Raw genomic sequence first — 24,035 nt, 5'->3', positions numbered from 1 at the left:
TTGTCAGTTGTCAGTTGTCAGTTGTCAGTGGGAGAAAGGATTTTCCCACTGTCCTCTCTGTTCCCTGTTCCCTGTTCCCTGTTCCCTGTCATTTTGTTTTTTCCAATTCCGCTTTCATCCTTTCTAAGGTCACGTTCATTTGCTCAAACATTTGTTGTGGAGTTACGCCAAACTGACCTAGTTGAGTTTTTAGTTGCTGTATGGTCATTTGCGCCATGAAATCCTCTGATAGCTCGAAACGCTTCATGAAGACGCGATATCTATCCATCATGGATTCCATTTGCTCAATAAACAGTTTCTTGCCCTCGCGGTCGAATTTGCCGTAGTTGTTGCCAAGTTGAATCAGTGCTTGATAGTCTTCAAACAATTCCTTGGCTTCCTGCTGCACTATTTCAGAGTCGAAGAATCCCATTTTGCTTTATCTTTAACTGAATGCTATTAGTTGAGTAGCTCCGAATTTTGCCTCTATGTCCTATTTTATTGTAGAAGATTCATCTGGGGAAACTACTTCGGTTAAAGTAGGGGTTTTTACCGGAATTTCACTACTTGACTCCAAGGATAGAGTTCGGTGGAATTTTAATAAAGTTTCTATGATGAAAACTTACTTAATACAATACCTTGTCCATTTTTTGTAGGTTGGATTAAGCGACGGTGCAACCCGAGGTATTTGTTGGGTTATGGCTAAAGCCTCCCGTTAGGGATACGTAACTCAACTGAATCTATTAATCTACGTAAATTGATCCATTAGTTGACGAATTGAGTAGAATGGCTATAGATAAAATGATATTTACTAAACGAAAAAACCGTACTATTGCTGCTATTCTAGCATTTTCCGGCACATTAACGATTTCGGGTTTACATAAATTTTACTTGGGACAGCCACTTTGGGGAATTCTATATGTTTTGTTGTCTTGGACACCTATTCCCAAGGTAGCTTGTGCCATTGAGGGGGTTTGGTATTTAACTCAAGAGGAAGAAACTTTTGATCGATATTTTAATTTGGGTGAGTCGGTAACGAGGGTATCATCACGGGTTGGTAATCAAGTGGAATCGGTTGCTAATGCTTTGCGTGAGTTAGAAGCACTCCGTCAAGATGGGTTAATTTCTGAGTATGAGTTTGAGCAAAAACGTCGTCAGATGTTGGATCAGATTTAGGTAATTGGTAATGGGTAATTGGTAATTGGTTAAAGGATTGGGTTGAGAATGAATAAGTGGCTACCTTTAAATCTGAAGTTGCAAGGGCTTCGCGCTAAGTTGGTGAATGATCCCTATTATCGTTTGCAGTCTTGGGAAGAGGTGCAAATGGCGGCTGAGTTGGGTTTGGGTATTGATGCTAATCAGGCGACTGTGGATGATTGGCTGCGGTTACCTGGGTTGTCAATTCACCAAGGGCGATCGCTTGTGGAACTTTCTCGTGCTGGTGTGGTATTCTACTGTATTGAAGATGTGGCTGCGGCTTTGGGTTTGCCAGTACAACGATTAGAACCCCTCAAGCCTGTACTAAATTTTCATTATTATGATCAGAATTCCCTGGATAAACCTCAGCCAATTAATCCTAATACGGCTTCGGTGGAAAGTCTTGCCAAAATACCGTTTATAGACTTATCCTTAGCACAGACAGTTGTGGAAAACCGTCTGGCGGCTGGTTCTTACCGAAGTTTAGCAGATTTTCAACAACGTTTGGAATTATCTGGGGATGCGATCGCTCAGTTGATGTATTATTTACGCTTTTCCTAGGGGCGCAGGGTTTGCGCCCTTTGTCAGTGGTCAGTTGTCAGTGAACTAGATTGAGCCGATGCGGTCAAGAGGCCAGAAGCGGAATGTGGCGCGACCAATGACATTTTGACTGGGGACAAAACCCCAATAGCGGGAATCATTGCTATCATTGCGATTGTCTCCCATCACGAAAAATGCTCCTTCTGGGACTTTAATTTCAGGAAATGGGCTATTTGGTGGTTCGGCAATGTAGTCTTCTGTTAAGGCTGTACCGTTGAGGTAAACTTTGCCTTGATTGATACTAATTACTGCACCTGGTTCACCAATTACCCGTTTGATAAAGGCTTGGTTTTGAGGATATCCGCGTCTTTGTAGTTCTGGTGGGGAGTTAAAAACGACGATATCGCCGGTTTTGGGAGGATGAAGACGGTATGATACTTTTTCTATAACTAAGCGATCGCCTGTGTGCAAGGTAGGGTACATTGATGCTGAGGGAATCAGGCGTGGTTCAGCAATAAATGTCCGAATTAGAAGTGCTAAACTCAGGGCAATAGTTATTAAAACTAAATTTTCCTGCCAACTACTCCAGATTTTTGTTGGTGAAGAAGTATCTTTAATATCACTTTTGTGAGGAGTCATAGTTAACAGTGTAAGTAGGAGTTAAAAGAGGCAGGGGAAGTTGGGGAAGTGGGGGAAGTAGGGGAAGTAGGGGAGGTGGGGGAGAAAGAATTTTCCCAATTACCAATTACCAATTACCAATTACCCATTACCATTATCTGATTTAGCCGTAATGACTTCTGTGGGACGGAGAACTTTTTCACCTAAATGAAATCCGCGACGGACAATTTTAGTAATTGTTTGGTCTGGGATATCTGTTCTTTCTTCCCGGTCAATGACGCGACATAAGTTAAAATCTGGTTCTGTTCCTTCTTGTAATTCTATCGCTAAAAGTTGGCGCTTTCCTAAAACACCGAGAAACTTGCGATTAACTGCACCTATGGATCTGGGTAGACGTTCTATAAATTCTGGACTAGGACTAGGATTGTTTTCTAGATAGTCTAATAAAGCTTCTAAAGCATCAGCAACTTCTAAAAGTTCTAAGAATAAATCTTCTGTTTGGGCTGTAGTTTTAATTTGCTGTTCTCTCAAAGACTGCTGTAATAACACATTGTCTTTTTGCAGAATGCCGAGTTTTTGTACGAGTAATTCTCGTAATTCTAAGCTAATCAGATAGTTGGGGGATAAATCAGGCACGGGAAATCTCTTTAGATAGCACAGCTAGAATTTTGTTAGCCCAAGTGTTAATTTGGGAATGAGGATGATTACGCAAAATTTGACTCAGAGCGATCGCTCTTTGTAATTTTCCACCCATTTGATAAGCTTTAATTAACCACATTTGGGCTTGAATATAATTTTGGCTATTGCGCTCTTGACAACCCTGACAGTAATCTTCTAAATATTTTATAGCTTTAGGGTAGCGCCCCTCTTTACATTCTGATCATAAAGCCAAAGTAGGTGCAGGTTTTGCCAAAGCTGATAAATCACTGTACTTGAATCGCTTGATAGTTGGCAATAGCGGACGCAAATAATCAGCAATAATCCTTTTTAAAGCCGTCAACTATCTTCATGGGTTTTTCCTTTCACAGCTACTAGGAATTTTCAACACCTGATCTATATCTAATTGATTTTCCCGTTTTTGTAATTCAGGATTAACGGCAACGATTAGTTGCCAATCGGTAGATTTACTACAAAATTTTCCCGCAATACTGCTAAGAGTATCTCCTGATTTTACGGTATAAGTGGCTAGTGGTGGCGCTGGTTTAGGAATGACAGGAGTAATTACAGGGGGAGTGAGATTAGTATTAGTAACGTTAGGAACTGTAGGTTTAGGAACTGTTGCGGTATATATAGCCGTTTGTAGGGCAAAAAAACTACCTGCTGCACCGATGGTAATGCCTATTACCAGCATGAAAATAGCAATAGTTTTTGTCCAAGATTTCGGACGCTGGGGTAATTCTGCCAAGCAACGGATGAGAGAAACGTCAGTGTCACAATTGGGACAACTGTTGCCCTCAATTTCTTTATATCCACAAACCGGACAGTCAATTTTAGTTTTGGTGTTCATCGTGTAAGTCCCGTGATAATGCATTAAGCTATCAATATCACTAATTCTTTCTTGTTGGCCAAATTATTCCTTCATAAACTTGATTAAGCGAGAATAAATATCATCACCACCTAACCACACAGCAATGCTATTATCTGTTCTTTGACTGGGTGGGGAAATTTTATAATCCAGTTTAAACTGTTGTTTTTGCACTGCTACGTCCCCAAAACCCCTACCCATTAACCGTTTAATGGAAATAATCACACTTTCTGGATCATGGCGAATTTGAAACGACGAATTTTCGTTCATGCACATCATCGTGAATTTGTACAGTGCGTAAGTCCTATTCTTGTGAAATCATAATTTATTGATTTACTTCAAACACATACTATTGTACTATATAAGTAGTCAGGCAAAATTATTTTCACATCTGATTTCCCAATAGATCAAGTTATAACCAGCATTTTGGGGGACTAATAGCGATATTTAAGCCACAAGCTACGTAACTCCAGCAATGGAAACCCTTGCAAAGCGTTCCATCAATGGTTACACTTTTTAAAATATTCTCATTTTTGTTTAGCAATCACCCAAACACTCAAACAGCCAGTTCTTGACAAAAGAACTCAAACTGTGGTAGTGCGTCAATATTGCCAAACTCAAAATCAGCAATAAAAAAACTCAGAGATTCCTCTGATTGGCGGTTTCCGTTCCTCAGAACCTCCGTAAGAAAATTGCTTTGTAAACATAACTATCCAGGAGGCTTGTAGTCAATGGGACTACCTTGGTACCGAGTACATACAGTCGTACTGAATGATCCAGGTCGGCTAATTTCTGTACACTTAATGCACACAGCTTTAGTAGCTGGTTGGGCAGGTTCAATGGCACTGTACGAACTAGCCGTTTATAACCCCAGTGATCCAGTTCTCAACCCCATGTGGCGACAAGGGATGTTCGTACTTCCCTTCATGGCACGTTTAGGCGTAACCGAATCTTGGGGCGGTTGGAGTGTAACTGGTGGCACAGCGGTAGACCCCGGTTTCTGGTCATTTGAAGGCGTTGCTGCCGCTCACATCGTTCTCTCTGGTTTATTATTCTTGGCTGCCGTTTGGCACTGGGTTTTCTGGGATTTGGAACTCTTTAGAGATCCTCGCACCGGTGAACCTGCACTAGACTTGCCAAAAATGTTTGGTATTCACCTGTTCTTATCCGGTTTACTTTGTTTTGGTTTTGGTGCGTTCCACCAAACTGGACTATTTGGTCCAGGAATGTGGGTATCTGATGCCTATGGACTGACGGGCAGTATTCAGCCAGTAGCCCCAGAATGGGGTCCGGCTGGATTTAACCCCTATAATCCAGGTGGCATAGTCGCTCACCACATTGCGGCTGGTATCGTCGGTATTATTGCAGGTTTATTCCACCTCACCGTTAGACCTCCCGAAAGGCTCTACAAAGCCCTACGGATGGGTAATATTGAAACCGTACTTTCCAGCAGTATCGCGGCTGTATTCTTCGCCGCTTTCGTAGTAGCTGGAACTATGTGGTACGGTAACGCTGCTACCCCCATCGAACTATTTGGACCTACTCGCTATCAGTGGGATCAAGACTACTTCCGCCAAGAAATTCAACGTCGTGTACAAACCAGCGTTGCCGAAGGTGCTTCCTTAAGCGAAGCTTGGTCGCAAATTCCTGAAAAACTAGCTTTCTACGATTATGTTGGTAATAGCCCCGCCAAAGGTGGTCTATTCCGTACAGGAGCAATGGTTAAAGGTGACGGTATTGCTGAATCTTGGCAAGGTCACGCTGTGTTCACAGATGCCGAAGGACGGGAATTAACAGTTCGTCGTCTACCTAACTTCTTTGAAACCTTCCCAGTCATTTTGACTGATAAAGATGGCGTTATCCGGGCTGACATCCCCTTCCGTCGCGCAGAATCTAGATACAGCTTTGAACAAACTGGCGTAAAAGTCAGCTTCTACGGTGGGAACCTGAATGGTCAAACCTTTACAGATCCTGCTGATGTTAAGAAGTTTGCCCGGAAAGCTCAAGGTGGAGAAATCTTTGAATTTGACAAAGAAACCTTGAATTCTGACGGTGTATTCCGCACATCTCCCAGAGGTTGGTTTACCTTTGGTCATGCTGTATTTGCTCTATTATTCTTCTTTGGTCACCTGTGGCACGGTTCACGGACAATCTACCGTGATGTATTTGCTGGTGTGGAAATTGAAGAAGAACAAGTTGAATGGGGTCTTTTCCAGAAGCTGGGTGACAAGACAACTCGCCGGAGAAAGGAAGCTTAAAACTTGGATGAGGTGTGAAGTAGATTTTTCTACTTCATGCTTTTTCTGTGGTTTGTTAAACTAAAATTACTGGCTCAACAGGCAGGATCTGAAAAATATGGAAAGTGTTGCTTACATCTTGATTTTAGCCCTAGCAATAGGTGTACTCTTTTTTTCAATCGCCTTCCGCGAACCCCCCCGGTTTGAGAAAAAAGAGAAATAGGTTATATATTCCCAATTCACTAGGGAATATATACTAAAAATATCCGTTGTTACTAATGATAGTAACAACGGATATTTTAGTTTCGGTATTAAAAATCAGATATCCCCTATTCCCTATTCCCTATTCCCTGTCACCTGTCCCCGTGGCGTAGCACCTGTAACCTATTCCCTATTCATCGCCATATATGATATAATTTTATGTCTGGAAGTTGATATGTGTTAAGACTAGCTATTCTAAGCTAGGATAAGACAGCAATGTAAGTGGGAACAGTCATCCCACTACTTACATATAAACTGAATTTATGACAAAACCTTTACGGAGACTAGACCCAGGAACACATTAGCATGGTCAATCAGAACTTAACCGCTACAGAAATTGGATTTACCCACGAAGATTTCGCTGCTCTACTTGATAAATACGACTATCACTTCAGCCCTGGTGATGTCGTACCGGGTACAGTTTTCAGTATAGAGCCGCGCGGCGCTCTGATTGACATAGGTGCGAAAACCGCAGCATATATACCCATACAAGAAATGTCTATTAACCGGGTTGATGCCCCGGAAGAAGTCTTACAATCAAACGAAACACGGGAATTTTTCATCCTTACCGATGAAAATGAAGATGGTCAGCTCACCCTTTCAATTCGTCGGATTGAGTATATGCGGGCTTGGGAGCGAGTAAGACAGCTACAAGCAGAAGATGCTACTGTCCGTTCTGGCGTTTTCGCAACCAACCGTGGTGGTGCATTAGTGCGAATTGAAGGACTGCGCGGCTTTATCCCCGGTTCTCATATTAGCACTCGCAAACCCAAGGAAGATTTGGTAGGCGAAGAACTGCCTCTGAAATTCCTAGAAGTAGATGAAGAGCGTAACCGCTTAGTTCTCTCCCATCGTCGAGCGCTGGTTGAGCGGAAGATGAACCGTTTAGAAGTGGGCGAAGTAGTTATTGGTACTGTTCGCGGTATCAAACCTTACGGTGCTTTCATTGACATTGGTGGCGTGAGCGGACTACTACATATTTCTGAGATTTCCCACGAGCATATTGATACTCCTCATAGTGTATTCAATGTTAATGATGAAGTGAAAGTAATGATCATTGACTTGGATGCAGAAAGGGGACGGATTTCACTGTCTACTAAACAGTTAGAACCCGAACCTGGTGACATGATCAAGAACCGTGATTTGGTTTACGATAAGGCCGAAGAAATGGCAGCTAAGTATCGGGAACAATTGCTTGCCAAACAGCAAGGCATTACTACACCTGTAGAAGTTACAGATGTGGCAGCCGTAGCTGAAGGAGTTGCACCTATGGAAGCTGTGATTGAGGAAGAAATTCCCCCAGCCACAGATATTGAAGAAGAGATCCCCGCAGCTATTGAATCATAGATTGATAATTGTCAGTGATTACAACTCAGATTGTTAAAGTATATTATGAAGAGGGAAATCCCTCTTTTTTTTTACTTACAATCTAAAATCCGCAATTAATATCAATGGGGTGAAATATTTTGGCAACTATTAAATGTAAAAACATTGCATTTTCTAATATTGAAGCAATTTTATTTGATAAAAACGGTACTTTAGAAGATTCTGAGTCATATTTAAGAACATTAGGACAAAAAGCAGCACGAATGATAGACGCGCAAATTCCCGGGATTGGTGAACCTTTATTAATGGCCTTTGGTATTAATGGCAATTTCTTAGATCCAACAGGTTTAATATCAGTAGCGAGTCGTAGAGAAACAGAAGTTGCAGCAGCAGCTTACATTGCCGAAACTGGCAGGGGGTGGTTTGAATCCTTAAAAATCGCCCGTCAAGCTTTAGAAGAAGCTGAACAATATGTTGGTAAAACTCCTTCACCTTTATTTGTGGGTAGTTTGGAGATATTAAAGTCTTTGTCAGCAGCGGGTTTAAAATTAGGAATCCTGTCAGCAGCAACGACTCAAGAGGTCAAAAAATTTGTCAATATTCACCAATTAAGCGATTATTTGCAACTGGAAAAGGGAGTTGATGATGGTCTGAGTAAACCAGATCCAACGCTGTTTTTAGAAGCTTGTCAAGCCTTGGGAGTATTACCAGAGGCAACTTTAATGGTAGGTGATTCTATAGGTGATATGCAAATGGCGCGTCATGCTAAGGCTGGCGGCTGTATTGGGATTACTTGGATTGGTAAGGCGGATAATGTTCAAGGTGCAGATGTAGTGATTAATCAAATTGATGAAATTCAGGTGATTGCTTGACAGTCCATCAATTGAACTGCGTACAAAAAAGCGTTACCCTAAGCGCATAGGATAAAACAGAGGAAAATACCGTGACTTCAAATACCCAAATCAAAGCATTAGACGTACCTACTGCCATAGTACAACGTCGTTCCATCAAAACCTTTAAACAAGATCCCATCTCCCCAGAACTACTTAAGCAACTGGTAGAATTAACCGTAGCTGCACCCAGTAGTTTTAACGTCCAATCGTGGAGAATAGTTTTAGTGCAAGACAAGGCCCAAAAAGAAGCATTATGTGCGGCTTCTTGGAAGCAACAGCAAATTATTCAAGCGCCTGTTACCTTTGTTTTTGCAGCTGACGCTGCTGCGGGAGGAAAAGATTTAACACCTATTTTAGAGCAAGGTGCAGCCTCTGGGGCTTGGAATGAGGGAACAGTTAATTATTTTAGAGGTGCGATTCCGCAATTTCAAGCTAGTTTAGGAGACAAGCGCCGGGAATACGCCATTAAAGATGCCATGATAGCTGCGACAAATTTAGTGTTAGCAGCGGAAAGTTTGGGTTTATCCACCTGCTTTATGAATGGTTGGATTGAGGAACAGGTCAAAGCTATAATTGGTGCAGAAAATGACCCAGATATAGGTATTGCTGTTTTAGTACCTGTAGGTTATGCGGCTGAACCTCGTTTAAATCCAGGTCGTCTACCATTATCTGTTAATGTTTCTGTAGATAGACTTGATAATCCCTATCAAGGCTAATTAGGGATTTGGGGATTTAGGTTAGTATAAATTACAAATATCAGTTGACAGCGATTTTTGGATCAGTGAATTGCATTTTGTCTCACGCAGAGGCGCAGAGGCGCAGAGAGAGAATATTGCACAGAATCATCTTTGTTTGTCTGCGTACCCTTCGGTAAGCAAGCTACATCTGCGTTCATCTGCGGTTAATTATTCTTGAAATCTTATTCAACCCAGATCATACTTACTGTAAAAACTATATATTTCGGTCTTTTAAATTACAAAGTGATAATTTGTAATTGTACATCAATAAACATAAAAATATTTGGTTTTGATTTAAAAATATTGTAATAGAGCCAAGATCAAAATCTGTTGTTGGCTCTCTCATTAATTCTAGAAGTTCTGCTTTTAGTTTTTTGGACAATTCATAAAAATTTACGTCTAGTAAATTCAACCTCTAACAGTGATTTAGTTTAGCTACATCCATAATTACTGTTGTCACCATGAGGAAATAACTTGACCAAAAGTAATTTGCTATTTGGTTATACATTGCAGCGAACTCACAGCAAATTTATCAAATAATTTATTGATGTTAGTGAGTATCTAGCAATTATTCAAGTTTGGCTAATGAGTAGTAAGTCTAGGAGAATTGAATGCTGGATTTTTTCACTTCATTGAATGAGCATAATTTACCATATCCAGATCCCTTACATCCTATAGTGGTTCACTTCGTGATTGCGATGGTTTTATTTTCTGTTTTCTGTGATATTGCCGGCTATTTTACTGGTAAAACTACCTTATTTGAGGTGAGTTGGTGGAATATGTGTATTGCTACATTAGCTATTTTTGTGGCCATTATTTTTGGTCAATTTGAAGCTGGTTTAGCGAAACCCTATGAACTGGCTAAATCAGTATTAAATGTACATACTCTCATCGGTTGGTCATTGTCAGGAATTATCGCTGCAATTAATGCTTGGCGTTATGTGTTGCGGAGTAGTAACCCCAAAAAACTCCCATTTCATTACATAGCTGTCGCAGTTTTATTAACAGTCCTGGTTGGGTTTCAAGTATATCTTGGTGATGAACTTGTATGGGTGTATGGCTTACACACTGTACCTGTTGTGGAAGCGGTAAAGGATGGAATCTTGCCATGAATTCAGAATTATTAGACCAAATTAGTCACCAAATGGGTGCAAATGGTTTACCTTATGCCATTCCAATTCATCCTAATTTAGTACACCTAACATTAGGTTTATTCATCATTGCCATTATCTTTGATATTTTGGGTGTCTTCTTCCCTCTGGAAAAATGGGTGTTCAAATTTTTGGGAATTAAAGTTGAACGTTCTCAATTATTTGATGTGGGTTGGTACAATATTTTCGCTGCGGCTGTGATTACATTTTTCACTGTTGGTGCAGGTTTTTATGAAATGTTGTTAGCAGCCCCACCAGCAGATATTAAAAGTCCTTGGGGAATGTTAGCAATGCCCACGATGATGTGGCATGGTGTGGGCGGTGTATTGCTATTAGCGATGATGGTTGGTATGACCTTCTGGCGAGGTTGGCAACGTTACGTGATCGGCAAATACGAAGAGAGAGAAGTACAAATCTCTTATCTAGTTGTGGGTGTAATTATTATGTCGTTGATGTATTTTCATGGCACATTAGGAGCGCACCTAGCAGCAGATTTTGGTGTTCACAATACAGCGGATAAATTACTGCGAGCAGGACAAGACATTAATCAGATATTTGGTAATAAGTAATGGGTGATTGGTAATTGGTGATTGGTGTAAAGATTCTTGTCTAACAATTCACAAATGACCACTGACAACTGACCACTGACAACTGACAATTATGAAAATTCGGCAATTTCTCAACTTTTTGACCATAGTTACTGGGGCAGTTGCGGTAACTCTGACTAGTCTATGGATTGGTAAACAGGCTTATTCTTGGTTTCCTCCCCAAGGGGCTGCTGAATCTCATCTGATTGATGATTTATTTAGCTTTTTGGTAACATTAGGATCTTTAATTTTCCTGGGAGTAACTGCTACTCTTTTCTATTCTATTTGTTTCCATCGAGCGCAAGCCAATGATTTAGGTGATGGTCCTCACATTGAAGGTAACGTTACTTTAGAAGTGGTTTGGACGGCAATTCCAATTATGTTGGTGTTATGGATTGCTGGTTATAGTTACCAAGTTTACGAAGAAATGGGTATCCAAGGACCTGCTCACCAGCTACACCTACATAATCCGATGAAGATGGAAACCGCCTATGCGGTAGCAGATGAAGCTTCAGCAGTAGGTGAGGGTGTAGAACATATTGATGTTTTCGCTAAACAGTGGGCGTGGGTGTTTCATTACCCAGAAAGCAACGTTACCAGTACAGAATTGCATTTACCGGAGGGTAGCCGGATTCGTCTAAATCTGCATTCAGAAGACGTACTTCACGGCTTTTATGTCCCCGCTTTCCGCCTCAAACAAGACATTATTCCTGGTGAAGACCTCGATTTTGAATTTACCCCCATTCGCCCTGGTGCCTATGACCTCACCGACTCCCAGTATAGCGGTACATATTTTGCCACTATGCGAGCTAAAGTCATCGTTGAATCACCTAGCGAATATCAGCAATGGTTAAGCAAGGCTGCGAGTCAAACACCCAGCCCAGCCCCTAACCAAGCGGCTTCCGAATATGCCCTAAAAATCGAAAACGGCATTGATAGCGGTTGGAAAACCGTTGAACCCGCCGCACCACCTTTAGTTAATTTCCCCGGTTAACTCCCTAATTTTCATTACCACTGACTACTGACAACTAACAAATGACTAACATCCCCCTTCCCATCTCTGGTGAATCACATCACCAACATCCCCCCCAAACCTGGAAAACATACTTCAGTTTTAGTACCGACCATAAAGTTATCGGTATCCAATACCTCGTTACCTCGTTTGTTTTCTTTCTGGTTGGTGGCATTTTCGCTATGATTTTGCGGGGAGAACTCATCACCCCCGAAGCTGACTTAATAGACCGGACCGTATATAACGGAATGTTCACCATGCACGGAACAGTGATGCTGTTTCTGTGGACATTTCCCTCCCTTGTGGGATTAGCCAATTACATCGTTCCCATCATGATAGGGGCGCGAGATATGGCTTTCCCCCGCCTCAATGCCGCCGCCTTTTGGATGGTTCCAGTGGTCGGTATTTTGATGATAGCCAGCTTTTTTGTCCCTGGTGGTCCCGCCCAGTCTGGTTGGTGGGCATACCCCCCCGTCAGCACCCAGAACCCCACAGGTAACTTAATTACAGGTCAGGTTCTCTGGTTATTAGCAGTGGCTATTTCCGGGGTATCTTCCATTATGGGGGCAGTAAACTTTGTCACCACTATTGTGAAGATGCGATCGCCTGGTATGGGTTTCTTCAGAATGCCCTTAATGGTTTGGGCAGTATTTAGCGCCCAAATTATCCAATTATTTGGACTCCCAGCTTTAACAGCAGGTGCGGTGATGTTACTGCTTGACATTACAGTGGGAACTGCCTTTTTTGACCCCAGCAAAGGTGGAAATCCGGTGATGTTCCAGCATTATTTCTGGTTCTATTCTCACCCAGCAGTTTATGTAATTATTCTGCCTATCTTCGGGGTTTTCTCAGAAATATTCCCAGTTTATTCTCGCAAACCTTTATTTGGTTACAAAGTCGTTGCCGTTTCTTCCATGTTAATTGCCGTAGTTAGTGGTATTGTTTGGGTTCACCACTTATATGTTAGTGGTACACCTGCTTGGATGCGGTTATTCTTCATGGTGACAACCATGTTTGTCTCTATCCCCACAGGGATTAAGGTATTTGCCTGGGTGGCAACTATTTGGGGTGGCAAAATTCGCTTAAATACACCCATGTTATTTGCCTTGGGTGGTTTGGTAATGTTTGTGTTTGCTGGAATTACAGGAATAATGCTTTCTTCTGTTCCAGTAGATGTTCACGTTAATAATACTTATTTTGTCGTCGGTCATTTCCATTATGTTCTCTATGGAACTGTGACTATGGGAATGTATGCAGCTATCTATCATTGGTTTCCCAAAATGACTGGGAGAATGTTCCATGAAGGTTGGGGGAAAATCCATTTTTGGTTAGCATTTATCGGCACAAATCTGAATTTCTTACCCATGCACCCATTAGGTTTGCAAGGGATGTTACGCCGTGCTGCTTCCTACGCACCTGAATTAATTGGTTGGAATATTGTCGCTAGTTTGGGTTCTTTTCTATTAGGAATGTCTACTCTTCCTTTCATTTTCAATATGTTAATTTCTTGGATGGACGGAGAAAAAGCTCCTGCTAATCCTTGGCGAGCAATTGGTTTAGAATGGACTATTTCTTCTCCCCCACCTGTTGAGAATTTTGAAGAAATTCCTGTGATTACTTGTGAACCTTATGGTTATGGTAAATCTGAATTAATGGCATCTTCTGAACATGATTAATGGTTAATATAGCGATTCTATTTGATGTGTGTTCAGTAGTTTTTTTAAAACGAACCACAGAGGCACAGAGGAAGAGAAGGAAGAGAGTTTTTTAGGTCTTATTTAGAATCGCTATAGTTTTCCTCATTACTTTTTTCCTGTTTTTGGAGTTTTTTAACAATGGATGGTTCTGTTTCTCCTGATGATTTAGATCATGTTAGTCATGGTCATGAGCATGATGAAGAAGGCAATAAAATGTTTGGTTTTATTGTTTTTCTGTTATCTGAAAGTGTCATTTTCTTGAGTTTCTTTGCTGGCTATATTATCTATAAAACTACTGCGGTTAATTGGTTGCCGGCTGGTGTTTCTGGTTTGGAAATAAAAGATCCTAGCATTAATACTGTTGTTTTAGTTGCTAGTAGTTTTGTAATTTATTTTGCCGAAAAAGCCCTAGAAAGACATGATTTCAAAACCTATCGTTTGTTGTTGTTTTTAACAATGGCTATGGGTAGTTATTTCTTGTATGGTCAAGCGGTGGAATGGAGTAGTTTGGAGTTTGGTTTTACTTCTGGTACTTTTGGAGGAATGTTTTATCTATTAACTGGTTTTCACGGGTTGCACGTTTTTACGGGTATTCTGTTACAGTTAATTGTTTTGTTGCGTTCTTTTATTCCTGGTAATTTTGATAATGGTCATTATGGCATAAATGCCACTTCTTTGTTTTGGCACTTTGTTGATGTTATCTGGATTGTTTTGTTTCTGCTTATCTACGTTTGGCAGTAGGGAAGGAATAGTTATTGGGGTGGGTAATGCCCACCCAAGTATTATTTTTATTAAAATTTGTAATAGTAAATTTTATTGTTAATTTTACAACCGTATCCTGTATACTGTATATTAATACAATAATCATTAATTTTAGAAATTACTTAAAAAATAATGATCAATAATAAACCTATTTGCATTTCACTATTTACAGGTGCTTATGGCTTAGATTTAGGTCTAGAACAAGCAGGATTTCATACTGTTAGTGTAGTTGAAAAAGATCGTGATGATGAAATCAATGGTGCAGCGTTGAAAGTCGTTTTAGCAGAAATGAAGGAATTAGGCTATAATGTGGTTTACAACCTTTTAGAAGCCGCAGATTATGGTGTTCCCCAAAATAGATCCCGTGTAGTTTTTATTGGTTCTAGAGATGGTGAAAATGCTACATTTCCTCTAGCTAAATATAGTAAAGATGGGAAAATTTTACCAAAGTGGAGAACTTTAAAAGATGCGTTAACAGATTTTGTGGATGTTCAACCAGAATTTATTAGTTATTCAGAAAATAGGCTCAAGTTTTTAAGATTATTAGCAGCAGGACAAAATTGGCGAAATTTACCCGAAGAATTACAGAAGGAAGCAATGGGAGGTGCTTATAATTCTGGTGGAGGAAAAGTTGGTTTTTACAGAAGATTATCTTGGGATAAACCTTCACCAACTATCACAACCAGTCCGCAACAAAAAGCTACAGATATGTGTCACCCTATGGAACTTCGTCCTTTAACTGTGCGCGAATCTGCGAAAATTCAAACTTTTCCTGATGATTGGATTTTTCATGGTTCGATAAGTTCTAAGTATAAGCAAATTGGTAATGCAGTACCAGTATTACTTGCTAAAGAACTTGGCGAATATCTGATTAATTTAATGCGGGGAAATCAACCAAAAGGGAAAGAAGTTACTGAACAACTCTCTCTATTTTCTTTATAGAATTTACTTTGCAGCTAATTCAGCAAATTCATTATCAATTCTCTGTAACATATTTCTGATATGGTTCTCAATTAGATCATATTCAAGATGAATCATATCCCAAAATTCTTTACCAGCTATGCGAGGGATTTTGGAGTCGTTAAACGTCCATGACCCTAAATCAAAAGCAGATATAAATAAGGGATTATCGTGAATCCCTAATTCTTTTTTTGCTCTATTTGTTTGTGAACCAGTTAAAGTACCCTTTAAAGTTTTTAACTGTGCAAACTTAATTTTTGAGTCTGTTAGTAGAACAATATCTATTCCCTTAATTTTGATTCCAAATTCAAATTCAGGTACAATTACATAAGGGCTAATGTCAGCTATTTCTTCCCAAAGCTGCCCCATTTTTGTACTAAGGCTTCTTGTGACTGAGTTACTAGTAACTAATAACTTTGCTCCACATAAGTAGGTGAACACAATAAAACCAAACTGTGTAAAGAAACGTAAAATCGCCCAAACCCTCTTCACTCTTGCCTCTTGCCTCTTGCCTTTTGCCTTGCCATAACGACAATTTTCAACGCCAACCTACTTAGTTCAAAAAGATTACGTGGATTAGGATGATGCTCAAGTATTGAACTTTTATTTTTAAAATCTGTTCTTAACCAGTCAATAAACTCATCTGCAAACTGCTCAGTTTTACTGCTAATTAAATTAGATTGAGTTTCTAACTCTAGAACAGAGTAATTTTGATTATCTTTTTGAATTTGATATTCAAAATATGTTGATCCTATTGAAGAAATAATTTTTCCATATTGATATGCTATATGTAAATCTTCATCTATTATATTAGTAGAATCTATCAATGAAGCATGATACAAAATTAATTCTTTTCGTTCTTTTATAGAAAGTGATATGAGAGTTTCAGCAGCTAACTTGATAGACATAAAATATTTGCATTAACCTATTTAAACAAAATTTACCAGGTAGATATATTTGTATAATTGATATTTTTTATCCATGTTCGTATACCTAATTGAAAACCTAAATATATTTTAGTAACCATATCATAGAAGAGGATCATCAAGATTAAATTAATATGAAATCTGGTATTAATCCTGAACAACTAGAACCATTCCCACCTGGAATTATCACTTCCTGATTTATAGGTAATTCAGCAACTAATTGAGGTTCATTCCCATAATTATTTTATGTAGGGGTTTAGCATTGCTAAACCCTAAATTAAACAAGTCTTTGAATTTGTTGTAAGACTAAATTGGATTATCTCGAGGATTTACCAATTTCAATAATTTCTGTTTAATTTGTGCGTCGAAAACTTCCCATTTGATTTTGGCATAAGCCGAATTTTCATTACCACCAGATAAGAAACCCATCGGAATTTCAAAGCCTCCAGCACCGGTCCTCCCGCCACCAAAAAATCGCCCAGCACTATCTTGTCCAAAGGCTTCTTTAATAAATTCATCAGGATCTAACGTCAGTTTTGTGGTTCTCAGAGATCCTATCACTACTTCTAATTCGTCATCCTCATCATGAACAATTCCATAAACTACTGCTGTATGCACATTTTCCTCAGTCACGAGAAAATCAGCCGCTTGGGGAATTGCATCCCGGTCATCATAGCGCAAATAACCAACACCAGCTATAGAAAAGTTATTTTGAACGATGCGGTTTTTAAGCGATCGCTCGATTACATCCATTACCCGCTTAGAACGATTTGCTTGCAAAATAGCATTTAGTAACTGAGCATCATAAAACCTGCTCAAATACCCAGCAGCCATAAAATCTTCTTCCTGTGCCTGCATCAACCGATTTGTATCTGAGCGTAACCCGTGCATTAAAGCTGTAGCACATTTAACGTGCTGGCTAATGCTATTATCTAAAGTTAATAATCCTGCTTGTAAGTATTGAGTAAAAATTGTCGCTGTAGCTCGCACATAAGGACGAACATCAACAAATTCTGACTTGAGTTCCCCTTGTAAACTATGATGATCCACCAGCACTATCAGGGGAATTCCCGCTTGTTGGATTGCTGGTAATAATTGAGATGTAGTTCCCTGGTTGTCAATTAACACAAACCCTTGATAAGATGACAAGTCTTTATTTTTTAAAGTTTGTACTGTCCAACGTTGAGCAGGTAAATTAGTTAGCTTAACTAAAGCAATATTTTCCTGATGACTTAAAGTTCCTGCATAAACAATATCACACTTGATATCATACTGTTGGGCAATTAATTGGTAAGACCAAGCACAAGAAAGAGCATCAGGATCAGGAAAATCTTGTAAAATCACCAACTGGCGTTCATGACGATGTGCACGCAGCGTCTTCTGTAACTCCTCTGATTTTTGAGATGCTAGAGAATTGCCACGCTGCACTAAATAGCTGCCTCCATCACCATTAGAGGATGGCAAGGGAGTCCGGGTTAACGGTGGAAGTTCAATTACCTCTTTCTCTACTTCTAATTCCTCTGGATGCGGATCTGTGGTCAATGATAAACTCTCAAATTTAGAAGGTGGATAATTCACGTACATAAGTAACTAACTGTATTTCTAAGCGGGGAAAATAGGGCTATCCATTCAGATACAATCTAAGCAACGGTGCGCTGATAACGCTCCATGAAAATTGGCAAAATCTAAAATTAATTCTTTTGGCAATCTGTAAAGTGGTTGATTTTTCGTCAATAACATAAGCTAAGGATCTATTGCATCCAACTAAGGTGCTACAAAAATGCTGAAAGTCAAATGTACTGTACCTCTTGAGTTATATACAACCTCATAATTTGTGATTTTGTCTAAACAAATATGCAGATTTTTATGAAAAAATCTGATAATTATCTTGAATATTCATTTGAATTGTGCTATTGTTGACGCTCTGTGTCCAAGTTGAGATCTCAATTTCTTGGTGGCAAATCATCTACTCGTAATTGTAACAAATTATCAGTTAAGAACAAAATCTATCTATATATCGTTCTTTTACCAGACAAAGCACCACCCCTGGAAATTAAGATAATCGGATGCTGCGGTCATGAAAATATCAGCTTAGTGGAAACTTCCCACAAGCTGTAGTAAGCTCTGGACAAAAACAAGTGAAACACCCACTTGTAGTCACTGTCATTGACCTAATTTGGTCAAGCAGATATATCTACAGGTGAAATTTGCCCTGAGTTCTTGTCGTTAATTACAGCAAATTGCAGATCAATGAGGTGCAGGATATAACTGCAAAGCCGATACCAAGCCAGTTTTACCCCTGACTCCTGACTCCTGCTGTATATATAATGTCAAAGACCTATGACATACTTTTGCCACTCCTGATGCATTCCACTTTTAAGATGCTTTGTTACCTCAAAGTAGAGACTACTGTAAGGTTGGCGAGGCAAATGACGCAAAGGCATTCGCGCCTCTTGCGGTGTACGACAACCTTTTTTGATATTGCAGCGGACACAAGCCGTGACGATATTTTCCCAGGTATCTTCACCTCCCCGTGATCTTGGCATGACATGATCCAGAGTTAACCCGTCTCCTGTGTTACCACAGTATTGACAAGTATGGCTATCACGATGCAAGATATTCCTTCGAGTCAGCGGAATTTCCATATAGGGAACGCGGACATAATGACGCAACCGAATTACAGTTGGCATCGGAAAATCTGAGTAAAGAAATTTACCGTTATATTCTAAGCGTTCAGCCTTGCCTTTAATCAACAACACGGTGGCACGTCGCCAACTGGTGATGTTGAGCGGTTCGTAAGAGGCGTTCAGGACTAAAACCTTCCTCATGAATCTGCGCTCAAGGTATTAGTTTTACATATATTAACACAAATACACTCCGCCGGGGATATGAGAATAATTTATACTTTTGTCCTGAACTAAGAAAGATCCCCGACTTCTTCAAGAAGTCGGGGATATAAATTTGCCAACAAAATCGCCATAAAGGAGTATGTAAGGGTTGACATTCGATTTTATATCTGTTATGATGAAGCTGATAAGGAAGAACTATCTTCTAGTAATCAAATATTTTGGAGTGTGCGGATACACTAATATTGCTCATCCTACTATCTTGTATAAATCGCCGGATCAAAGTTAAACTTCCTGATTAAAGTGATAGAGCTTCTAGGGGATGTGAGAAGCTTTTCGGTGGTGTGATAGGAGTGAAGTGTAATGTTAAGTCGCAAGCAAACCCCGATTTTTGCTGACAATCAGGAATGTGATGCTTATGCTTGGTTTTCTCAGCGGGCTTGGGTAGAAATTGATTTAGGAGCTTTGTCTCATAACGTCAAGCAGTTAGTCAAGTTTTTATCACCACCTACCCAATTAATGGCGGTTGTTAAAGCTGATGCCTATGGACATGGGGCAGTAACAGTTGCGAGGACTGCTTTGGAAGCAGGTGCTAGTTGGTTAGGTGTGGCAACAGTTCCCGAAGGTATTCAATTACGAGAAGATGGTATTAAAGCCCCAATTCTGATTTTAGGGGCAACCAACACACCAGAACAAATTCAGGCGATCGCCCATTGGCAACTTCAGCCCACACTATGTAGCCCTAAACAAGCTTTAGAATTTTCTAACACCTTAGAAACAATTAACCATAATTCCTCTTTATCCGTACATATTAAGTTGGATACAGGAATGTCTAGATTAGGCACTAATTGGCAACAAGCCGCAGAGTTTGTCCAGTTGGTACAAGGATTACCCCATTTAAATATTGCCAGTATCTATTCTCATCTAGCAACTGCTGATAGTCTAGATACCACAGTGATGACAGAACAGCAGAGAAGATTTGCAGAAGCAACTGCACACATCAAAGCTAAAGGGATCAAAATTCCCAGTTTGCATTTAGCAAATTCCGCCGCTACCTTGACAAATCCAGAACTGCACTATGACATGGTGCGGGTGGGTTTGGCTATTTATGGTCTTTATCCTGCCACTCATTTACAAAATCAAATCAAACTGCAACCGGTTTTACAACTCAAAGCCAGAGTTACCCAAGTTAAAACCATAGCCGCAGGGACTGGAGTTAGCTATGGACATCATTTTATTGCTTCCGAGGAAATACGTCTGGCGGTAGTTGGTATTGGTTATGCCGACGGAGTTCCCCGGAGTCTTTCCAATCAAATGCAGGTGTTAATTCGTGGCCAGCGCGTACCGCAAATTGGCGCAATTACAATGGATCAAATCATGTTAGATGTGAGTTCCATTCCCGATTTGCAGGAAGGGGAAATAGTTACTTTGCTAGGAGAACAGGGCAAAGAACAAATATCCGCTGATGATTGGGCAAACTGCCTCAATACCATTTCTTGGGAAATTCTCTGTGGTTTCAAGCACCGTCTACCTCGTGTAGCTGTGATGTAGAAGGGGGGATATGGGAAGATATCACCAATACCCCATACCCTAATTTGAAATTGGGACTTAAATTTACGTGAGTTCGGAGTTAGGAGTTTCTCCTTCGGAGACGCTACGCGAACGGAGTTATGATTTTTTCAACGAGAGAATAAGGGCTTAAGACTCCTACGTGGGGTGAGTTTTCCACAAATTATCGTTATGTCGAACTCACGTTAAATTTTGACTCTTTTGCCTATTGCCATAAATAATTTGTTGTGCTAACATAAGAAACGAATGCGGATATGGCGAAATTGGCAGACGCGCTAGATTTAGGTTCTAGTTCCGAAAGGAGTGAAGGTTCAAGTCCTTTTATCCGCACTTTTAAACGGTTTAAAGCATTACTGAAAGAAGATGTGATCATGATCATAATTCTTTTTACTTGGCTTTATTGCTAATAGGACTTACCCATTGACAAAAACATTATTTAGGGTTTGCTGAATAAGTTGTCTGTGAGGGCAGGGAACTCTTAACTGGGAACAGTTTCAACTATCTGGATATCCTCAATTTTCCAAATCCGACAAGGAAAAATGCACCTATTTTGAGACACCATCAGCCAAAACCTGGCACTTTTTTTGAGATAAAAATCTGTAAAACCTTTATTAATAAACGCTTTTAGCTTTATTCAGCAACCCCTATGTATTCTAGATCATGCGATAGCGAAGTGCTGCTGCTATTCATGTTTTTTGCTCTCTTTTTTATAATTGTGAAAAAAGATTTTGCCAATCAATTATAGTCGGTCTATTTCCTTGATTGACTATTTCAAAAACTTTATTAACAGAACTTTGATAAAATAAACTTTCTACACAAGTTGCAGCTACATCAATGCGGCTGGTATCACCGGAAATTGTGTCTCCTTTTCCAAAAATGATGTTTAATTTACCTTTACTTGTGGCTGTGAATAGAGTGTTGAGATCATAGGATGTATATGGTCCATCAGTTAAACGTCCGGGACGAATAATAGTATAAGGGATTCCCGAATTAATAATGGCTTGTTCTCCTTTTTCTTTAGCGTCAAGTACACCAAAAAGATTAAGAATATTAAACGGAAATTGATATTTACGCAGAATTCCACAGGAAGAAACAAATACGAAGCGGTTTAGGTTGTTTGGTGCTGCTGATATAAGATTAATTACACCCTGTGTATCAACTTTAGTCGGGGTACTTTTCGCCTTATCTTCTAGAAAATGAGGATTAAATATAGCAAGTCCTAATTCAAAAATGTTGGGAGTTTGATTAAATTCCCATCTTACAGAAGGGAAGGCGGTAGTTCCTGTACAACAAATAATAGAGGTAATATTTACCATTGCTGCTGTGAGACTACTGGGTTCACAGATATCACCAGCAGCAATTTCTACGTTGTCGTTAAACATTTTTGCAGCTTTTTCGGCATTTCTGGTGAGAATACGCACAGGTAAGCCTTTTTCTAAAAGTTTACTAACTACAAGTTGTCCGACTCCACCGGTAGAACCGACAACTAAGATGAGATTTTCACTAGTATTCATAAATGGAATATCTCTGGAATAGGGGATATTTAATCTACAATAATTTTGATTTTACCTTGATGTCCATAAATCCTTACTAATTTGTTCCCATCCTTGAGTATACCAGGCTGTGGATTTAGTTCCTTTCAACCATTGCATAACTGGAATGTGGTAAAATTCGAGCGATCGCTACCTGTCCATCTGGTAAAATCAAAGGACAACCTATAATCTGCTGCAATGGTTTTGTTTCAGTTTCAATTAACCGAAATGGTTGATGATTTGGTTGCATAAGCATATTTTTATTTTATTTGTATATAGAAATTACCTCCGTAATGTAAAATCAGAAAATTATATCATATGAGTTAAAATTTTAAACAGTAATATCTACAGAGTAAAAATTTATGGTTAAAAAAATTCGCCGCGCTATCAAAGCGATGAGGAAATCACACGGTAAGGATTTCTATCCTGAACCAGGAACAATCATTGTTGATGAAAATGCTGAACAACCAATTATTTTTCTCATTGACTATAATCAAACTGATCTCATTCAAAAACAAATAAGTTACCCTGAAGAATGTCTTAACTATTTGGATACAGAATCCGTTTCTTGGGTAGATGTTCAAGGTCTAGGTAGTAAAGATATTTTACATCGTTTAGGTCAAACTTTTGATTTACATCCTCTGATTTTGGAAGATATCGTCAATATGGTAGAACGACCAAAAATTGAAGATTATGAAGAACAATTAGTGATTATTGCCTACATGGTTGTACCTAATCATAATCATGGTAGTTTTTATAGTGAACAAGTAAGTTTAGTCTTAGGCAAATATTACGTTTTGACAGTCCAGGAAGAACCTGAACATGATTGTTTTGATGGTGTGAGAATGAGAATTAATAAAAGTAAAGGTATTATCCGCAGACAAGGTAGTGATTATTTGGCTTACTCTTTATTAGATGCAATTATTGATGGATCTTTCCCGGTTTTAGAACTTTATGGCGAACGAATTGATGATTTAGAGGAAGAAGTAATCGTTAATCCTAGTCAGCAAACATTACAAAAAATATATCAAATTCGGCGGGAATTATTACAACTACGCCGTGCAATTTGGCCACAAAGAGATGCGATTAATTCTTTAATTAGAGATGGTAGTGAATTAATTAGTGATGACGTGAGAATATATCTTCGAGACTGTTATGATCATGCTGTCCAAGTGATGGATATAGTGGAAACTTATCGAGAATTAGTGGCTGGTTTAATGGATGTGTATTTGTCGGCAATTAGTAATAAAATGAATGAAATTATGAAGTTGCTAACGGTGGTTTCTTCTATTTTTATTCCCTTAACTTTTATTGCTGGGGTATATGGGATGAATTTCAACACCGAAAAATCGCCCCACAATATGCCGGAATTAAATTGGTATTGGGGCTACCCGCTATGTTTGGGAATAATGGCGTTAATTGCCACCAGTCTAATATACCTTTTTTGGCGACGGGGTTGGCTAACTAATTCTGTTAATTTTCAAAAAGATATTCATCGCTAAAGTCCATAAAATAGAGACGTTTTCTTGAACATCTCTAAGAGGTTGTTTGAAAAGTCTAATTTATTACTTGCAAGGGCGACTAGAAGTCGCAGCTACACAGACGAAACCCACCTTCGTGGGTTCAAAAGCCTTGATTTTTCGTTAGTCCACGCAGGTGGACTTTGTTTGTGTAGTAGCG

At 39.5% G+C, this 24,035-nt stretch carries 27 protein-coding genes and 1 tRNA gene; 16 read left to right on the top strand and 12 right to left on the bottom strand.

Going from position 1 to position 24,035, the window contains the following annotated elements; all coding sequences use genetic code 11:
* Window positions 1-88: 88 nt before the first annotated feature.
* The gene (locus tag PN471_RS03050; RefSeq protein ID WP_271775612.1) at window positions 89-412 is read right to left on the bottom strand and encodes a DUF1825 family protein; all 324 of its coding nucleotides are present in this window, start codon (window positions 410-412) and stop codon (window positions 89-91) included.
* Window positions 413-783: 371 nt separating this feature from the next.
* Here PN471_RS03050 and PN471_RS03045 point away from each other — a divergent pair, with 371 nt between their 5' ends.
* Window positions 784-1,155 carry an NINE protein gene (locus PN471_RS03045; RefSeq protein ID WP_271775636.1) on the top strand — a complete coding sequence of 124 codons (372 nt, stop codon included), beginning with the start codon at window positions 784-786 and terminating at the stop codon, window positions 1,153-1,155.
* Between the two features lie 48 nt (window positions 1,156-1,203).
* Window positions 1,204-1,737, top strand: a complete 534-nt coding sequence (locus tag PN471_RS03040; RefSeq protein WP_271775611.1) for a ComEA family DNA-binding protein — start codon at window positions 1,204-1,206, stop codon at window positions 1,735-1,737.
* A 45-nt stretch (window positions 1,738-1,782) separates the two neighbouring features.
* Here PN471_RS03040 and lepB read toward each other — a convergent pair whose 3' ends face one another.
* The 5 genes from lepB to PN471_RS03015 all read right to left on the bottom strand — a co-directional run bounded on the left by lepB (window position 1,783) and on the right by PN471_RS03015 (window position 4,129).
* A complete protein-coding gene (gene lepB / locus PN471_RS03035) occupies window positions 1,783-2,355 on the bottom strand; it encodes a signal peptidase I (protein ID WP_271775610.1) in 573 nt (190 codons plus the stop codon).
* A gap of 120 nt (window positions 2,356-2,475) precedes the next feature.
* Window positions 2,476-2,970 carry a nucleotide exchange factor GrpE gene (locus tag PN471_RS03030; RefSeq protein ID WP_271775609.1) on the bottom strand — a complete coding sequence of 165 codons (495 nt, stop codon included), beginning with the start codon at window positions 2,968-2,970 and terminating at the stop codon, window positions 2,476-2,478.
* Window positions 2,963-3,112 (bottom strand): hypothetical protein, encoded by a 150-nt coding sequence (locus PN471_RS03025; protein WP_271775608.1) that lies wholly within the window; start codon window positions 3,110-3,112, stop codon window positions 2,963-2,965. Before PN471_RS03025 ends, PN471_RS03030 begins: the two co-directional genes overlap by 8 nt.
* A 228-nt stretch (window positions 3,113-3,340) precedes the next feature.
* Window positions 3,341-3,841 (bottom strand): LysM peptidoglycan-binding domain-containing protein, encoded by a 501-nt coding sequence (locus PN471_RS03020; protein WP_271775607.1) that lies wholly within the window; start codon window positions 3,839-3,841, stop codon window positions 3,341-3,343.
* Between the two features lie 63 nt (window positions 3,842-3,904).
* The gene (locus tag PN471_RS03015; protein WP_271775606.1) at window positions 3,905-4,129 is read right to left on the bottom strand and encodes an Hsp70 family protein; all 225 of its coding nucleotides are present in this window, start codon (window positions 4,127-4,129) and stop codon (window positions 3,905-3,907) included.
* A 461-nt stretch (window positions 4,130-4,590) separates the two neighbouring features.
* Between PN471_RS03015 and psbB the strand changes: the two genes are divergently transcribed.
* The 11 genes from psbB (at window position 4,591) to PN471_RS02960 (ending at window position 15,464) form a co-directional block, all read left to right on the top strand.
* Window positions 4,591-6,117, top strand: a complete 1,527-nt coding sequence (gene psbB, locus PN471_RS03010; RefSeq protein WP_271775605.1) for a photosystem II chlorophyll-binding protein CP47 — start codon at window positions 4,591-4,593, stop codon at window positions 6,115-6,117.
* 97 nt (window positions 6,118-6,214) lie between these two features.
* On the top strand, window positions 6,215-6,319 hold the full coding sequence (locus PN471_RS03005; protein WP_039199353.1) for a photosystem II reaction center protein T: 105 nt from the start codon (window positions 6,215-6,217) through the stop codon (window positions 6,317-6,319).
* 344 nt (window positions 6,320-6,663) lie between these two features.
* Window positions 6,664-7,704: a 30S ribosomal protein S1 gene (locus tag PN471_RS03000; RefSeq protein ID WP_193898609.1), complete on the top strand. Its 1,041-nt coding sequence runs from the start codon at window positions 6,664-6,666 to the stop codon at window positions 7,702-7,704.
* 119 nt (window positions 7,705-7,823) lie between these two features.
* Window positions 7,824-8,555: an HAD family hydrolase gene (locus PN471_RS02995; protein ID WP_271775604.1), complete on the top strand. Its 732-nt coding sequence runs from the start codon at window positions 7,824-7,826 to the stop codon at window positions 8,553-8,555.
* Window positions 8,556-8,626: 71 nt separating this feature from the next.
* Window positions 8,627-9,292, top strand: coding sequence for a nitroreductase family protein (locus PN471_RS02990; RefSeq protein ID WP_193898613.1), 666 nt, complete (start codon window positions 8,627-8,629; stop codon window positions 9,290-9,292).
* 632 nt (window positions 9,293-9,924) lie between these two features.
* Window positions 9,925-10,425, top strand: a complete 501-nt coding sequence (locus PN471_RS02985) for a DUF2231 domain-containing protein (protein WP_271775603.1) — start codon at window positions 9,925-9,927, stop codon at window positions 10,423-10,425.
* Window positions 10,422-11,033, top strand: a complete 612-nt coding sequence (locus PN471_RS02980) for a DUF2231 domain-containing protein (RefSeq protein ID WP_271775602.1) — start codon at window positions 10,422-10,424, stop codon at window positions 11,031-11,033. Before PN471_RS02985 ends, PN471_RS02980 begins: the two co-directional genes overlap by 4 nt.
* Window positions 11,034-11,124: 91 nt before the next feature.
* Window positions 11,125-12,045: a cytochrome c oxidase subunit II gene (locus PN471_RS02975; protein WP_193898652.1), complete on the top strand. Its 921-nt coding sequence runs from the start codon at window positions 11,125-11,127 to the stop codon at window positions 12,043-12,045.
* A 41-nt stretch (window positions 12,046-12,086) separates the two neighbouring features.
* On the top strand, window positions 12,087-13,739 hold the full coding sequence (locus PN471_RS02970; protein WP_271775601.1) for a cytochrome c oxidase subunit I: 1,653 nt from the start codon (window positions 12,087-12,089) through the stop codon (window positions 13,737-13,739).
* 159 nt (window positions 13,740-13,898) lie between these two features.
* Window positions 13,899-14,501 (top strand): cytochrome c oxidase subunit 3, encoded by a 603-nt coding sequence (locus PN471_RS02965; RefSeq protein WP_271775600.1) that lies wholly within the window; start codon window positions 13,899-13,901, stop codon window positions 14,499-14,501.
* A gap of 153 nt (window positions 14,502-14,654) precedes the next feature.
* Window positions 14,655-15,464: a DNA cytosine methyltransferase gene (locus PN471_RS02960; RefSeq protein ID WP_271775599.1), complete on the top strand. Its 810-nt coding sequence runs from the start codon at window positions 14,655-14,657 to the stop codon at window positions 15,462-15,464.
* A 3-nt stretch (window positions 15,465-15,467) separates the two neighbouring features.
* On the opposite strand, the gene PN471_RS02955 is transcribed toward PN471_RS02960, so the two are convergent.
* From PN471_RS02955 to PN471_RS02940, 4 genes are all read right to left on the bottom strand, one after another.
* Entirely contained in the window at window positions 15,468-15,974 is a 507-nt protein-coding gene (locus PN471_RS02955; RefSeq protein ID WP_271775598.1) for a hypothetical protein, read from the bottom strand.
* The gene (locus PN471_RS02950; protein WP_271775597.1) at window positions 15,971-16,390 is read right to left on the bottom strand and encodes a hypothetical protein; all 420 of its coding nucleotides are present in this window, start codon (window positions 16,388-16,390) and stop codon (window positions 15,971-15,973) included. Before PN471_RS02950 ends, PN471_RS02955 begins: the two co-directional genes overlap by 4 nt.
* Before the next feature lie 324 nt (window positions 16,391-16,714).
* The gene (locus PN471_RS02945; protein ID WP_193898638.1) at window positions 16,715-17,992 is read right to left on the bottom strand and encodes a DHH family phosphoesterase; all 1,278 of its coding nucleotides are present in this window, start codon (window positions 17,990-17,992) and stop codon (window positions 16,715-16,717) included.
* Between the two features lie 746 nt (window positions 17,993-18,738).
* Complete coding sequence (locus PN471_RS02940) at window positions 18,739-19,236, bottom strand: HNH endonuclease (protein WP_027401145.1); 498 nt, start codon at window positions 19,234-19,236, stop codon at window positions 18,739-18,741.
* A gap of 381 nt (window positions 19,237-19,617) precedes the next feature.
* Here PN471_RS02940 and alr point away from each other — a divergent pair, with 381 nt between their 5' ends.
* Both alr and PN471_RS02930 read left to right on the top strand, forming a co-directional pair.
* Window positions 19,618-20,805 carry an alanine racemase gene (gene alr / locus PN471_RS02935; RefSeq protein ID WP_271775596.1) on the top strand — a complete coding sequence of 396 codons (1,188 nt, stop codon included), beginning with the start codon at window positions 19,618-19,620 and terminating at the stop codon, window positions 20,803-20,805.
* 266 nt (window positions 20,806-21,071) lie between these two features.
* A tRNA-Leu gene (locus tag PN471_RS02930) sits at window positions 21,072-21,153 on the top strand.
* A gap of 377 nt (window positions 21,154-21,530) precedes the next feature.
* On the opposite strand, the gene PN471_RS02925 is transcribed toward PN471_RS02930, so the two are convergent.
* Both PN471_RS02925 and PN471_RS02920 read right to left on the bottom strand, forming a co-directional pair.
* Entirely contained in the window at window positions 21,531-22,337 is an 807-nt protein-coding gene (locus PN471_RS02925; RefSeq protein ID WP_271775595.1) for an SDR family oxidoreductase, read from the bottom strand.
* 115 nt (window positions 22,338-22,452) lie between these two features.
* Window positions 22,453-22,611 (bottom strand): hypothetical protein, encoded by a 159-nt coding sequence (locus PN471_RS02920; protein ID WP_271775594.1) that lies wholly within the window; start codon window positions 22,609-22,611, stop codon window positions 22,453-22,455.
* A gap of 106 nt (window positions 22,612-22,717) precedes the next feature.
* Between PN471_RS02920 and corA the strand changes: the two genes are divergently transcribed.
* Complete coding sequence (gene corA, locus PN471_RS02915; protein ID WP_271775593.1) at window positions 22,718-23,857, top strand: magnesium/cobalt transporter CorA; 1,140 nt, start codon at window positions 22,718-22,720, stop codon at window positions 23,855-23,857.
* The last annotated feature ends 178 nt before the right edge of the window (window positions 23,858-24,035 follow it).

It is taken from the genome of Aphanizomenon sp. CS-733/32 (genome assembly GCF_028330045.1).
Taxonomy (GTDB): domain Bacteria; phylum Cyanobacteriota; class Cyanobacteriia; order Cyanobacteriales; family Nostocaceae; genus Dolichospermum; species Dolichospermum gracile.
This window is presented reverse-complemented; position numbering and strand designations above follow the sequence as displayed.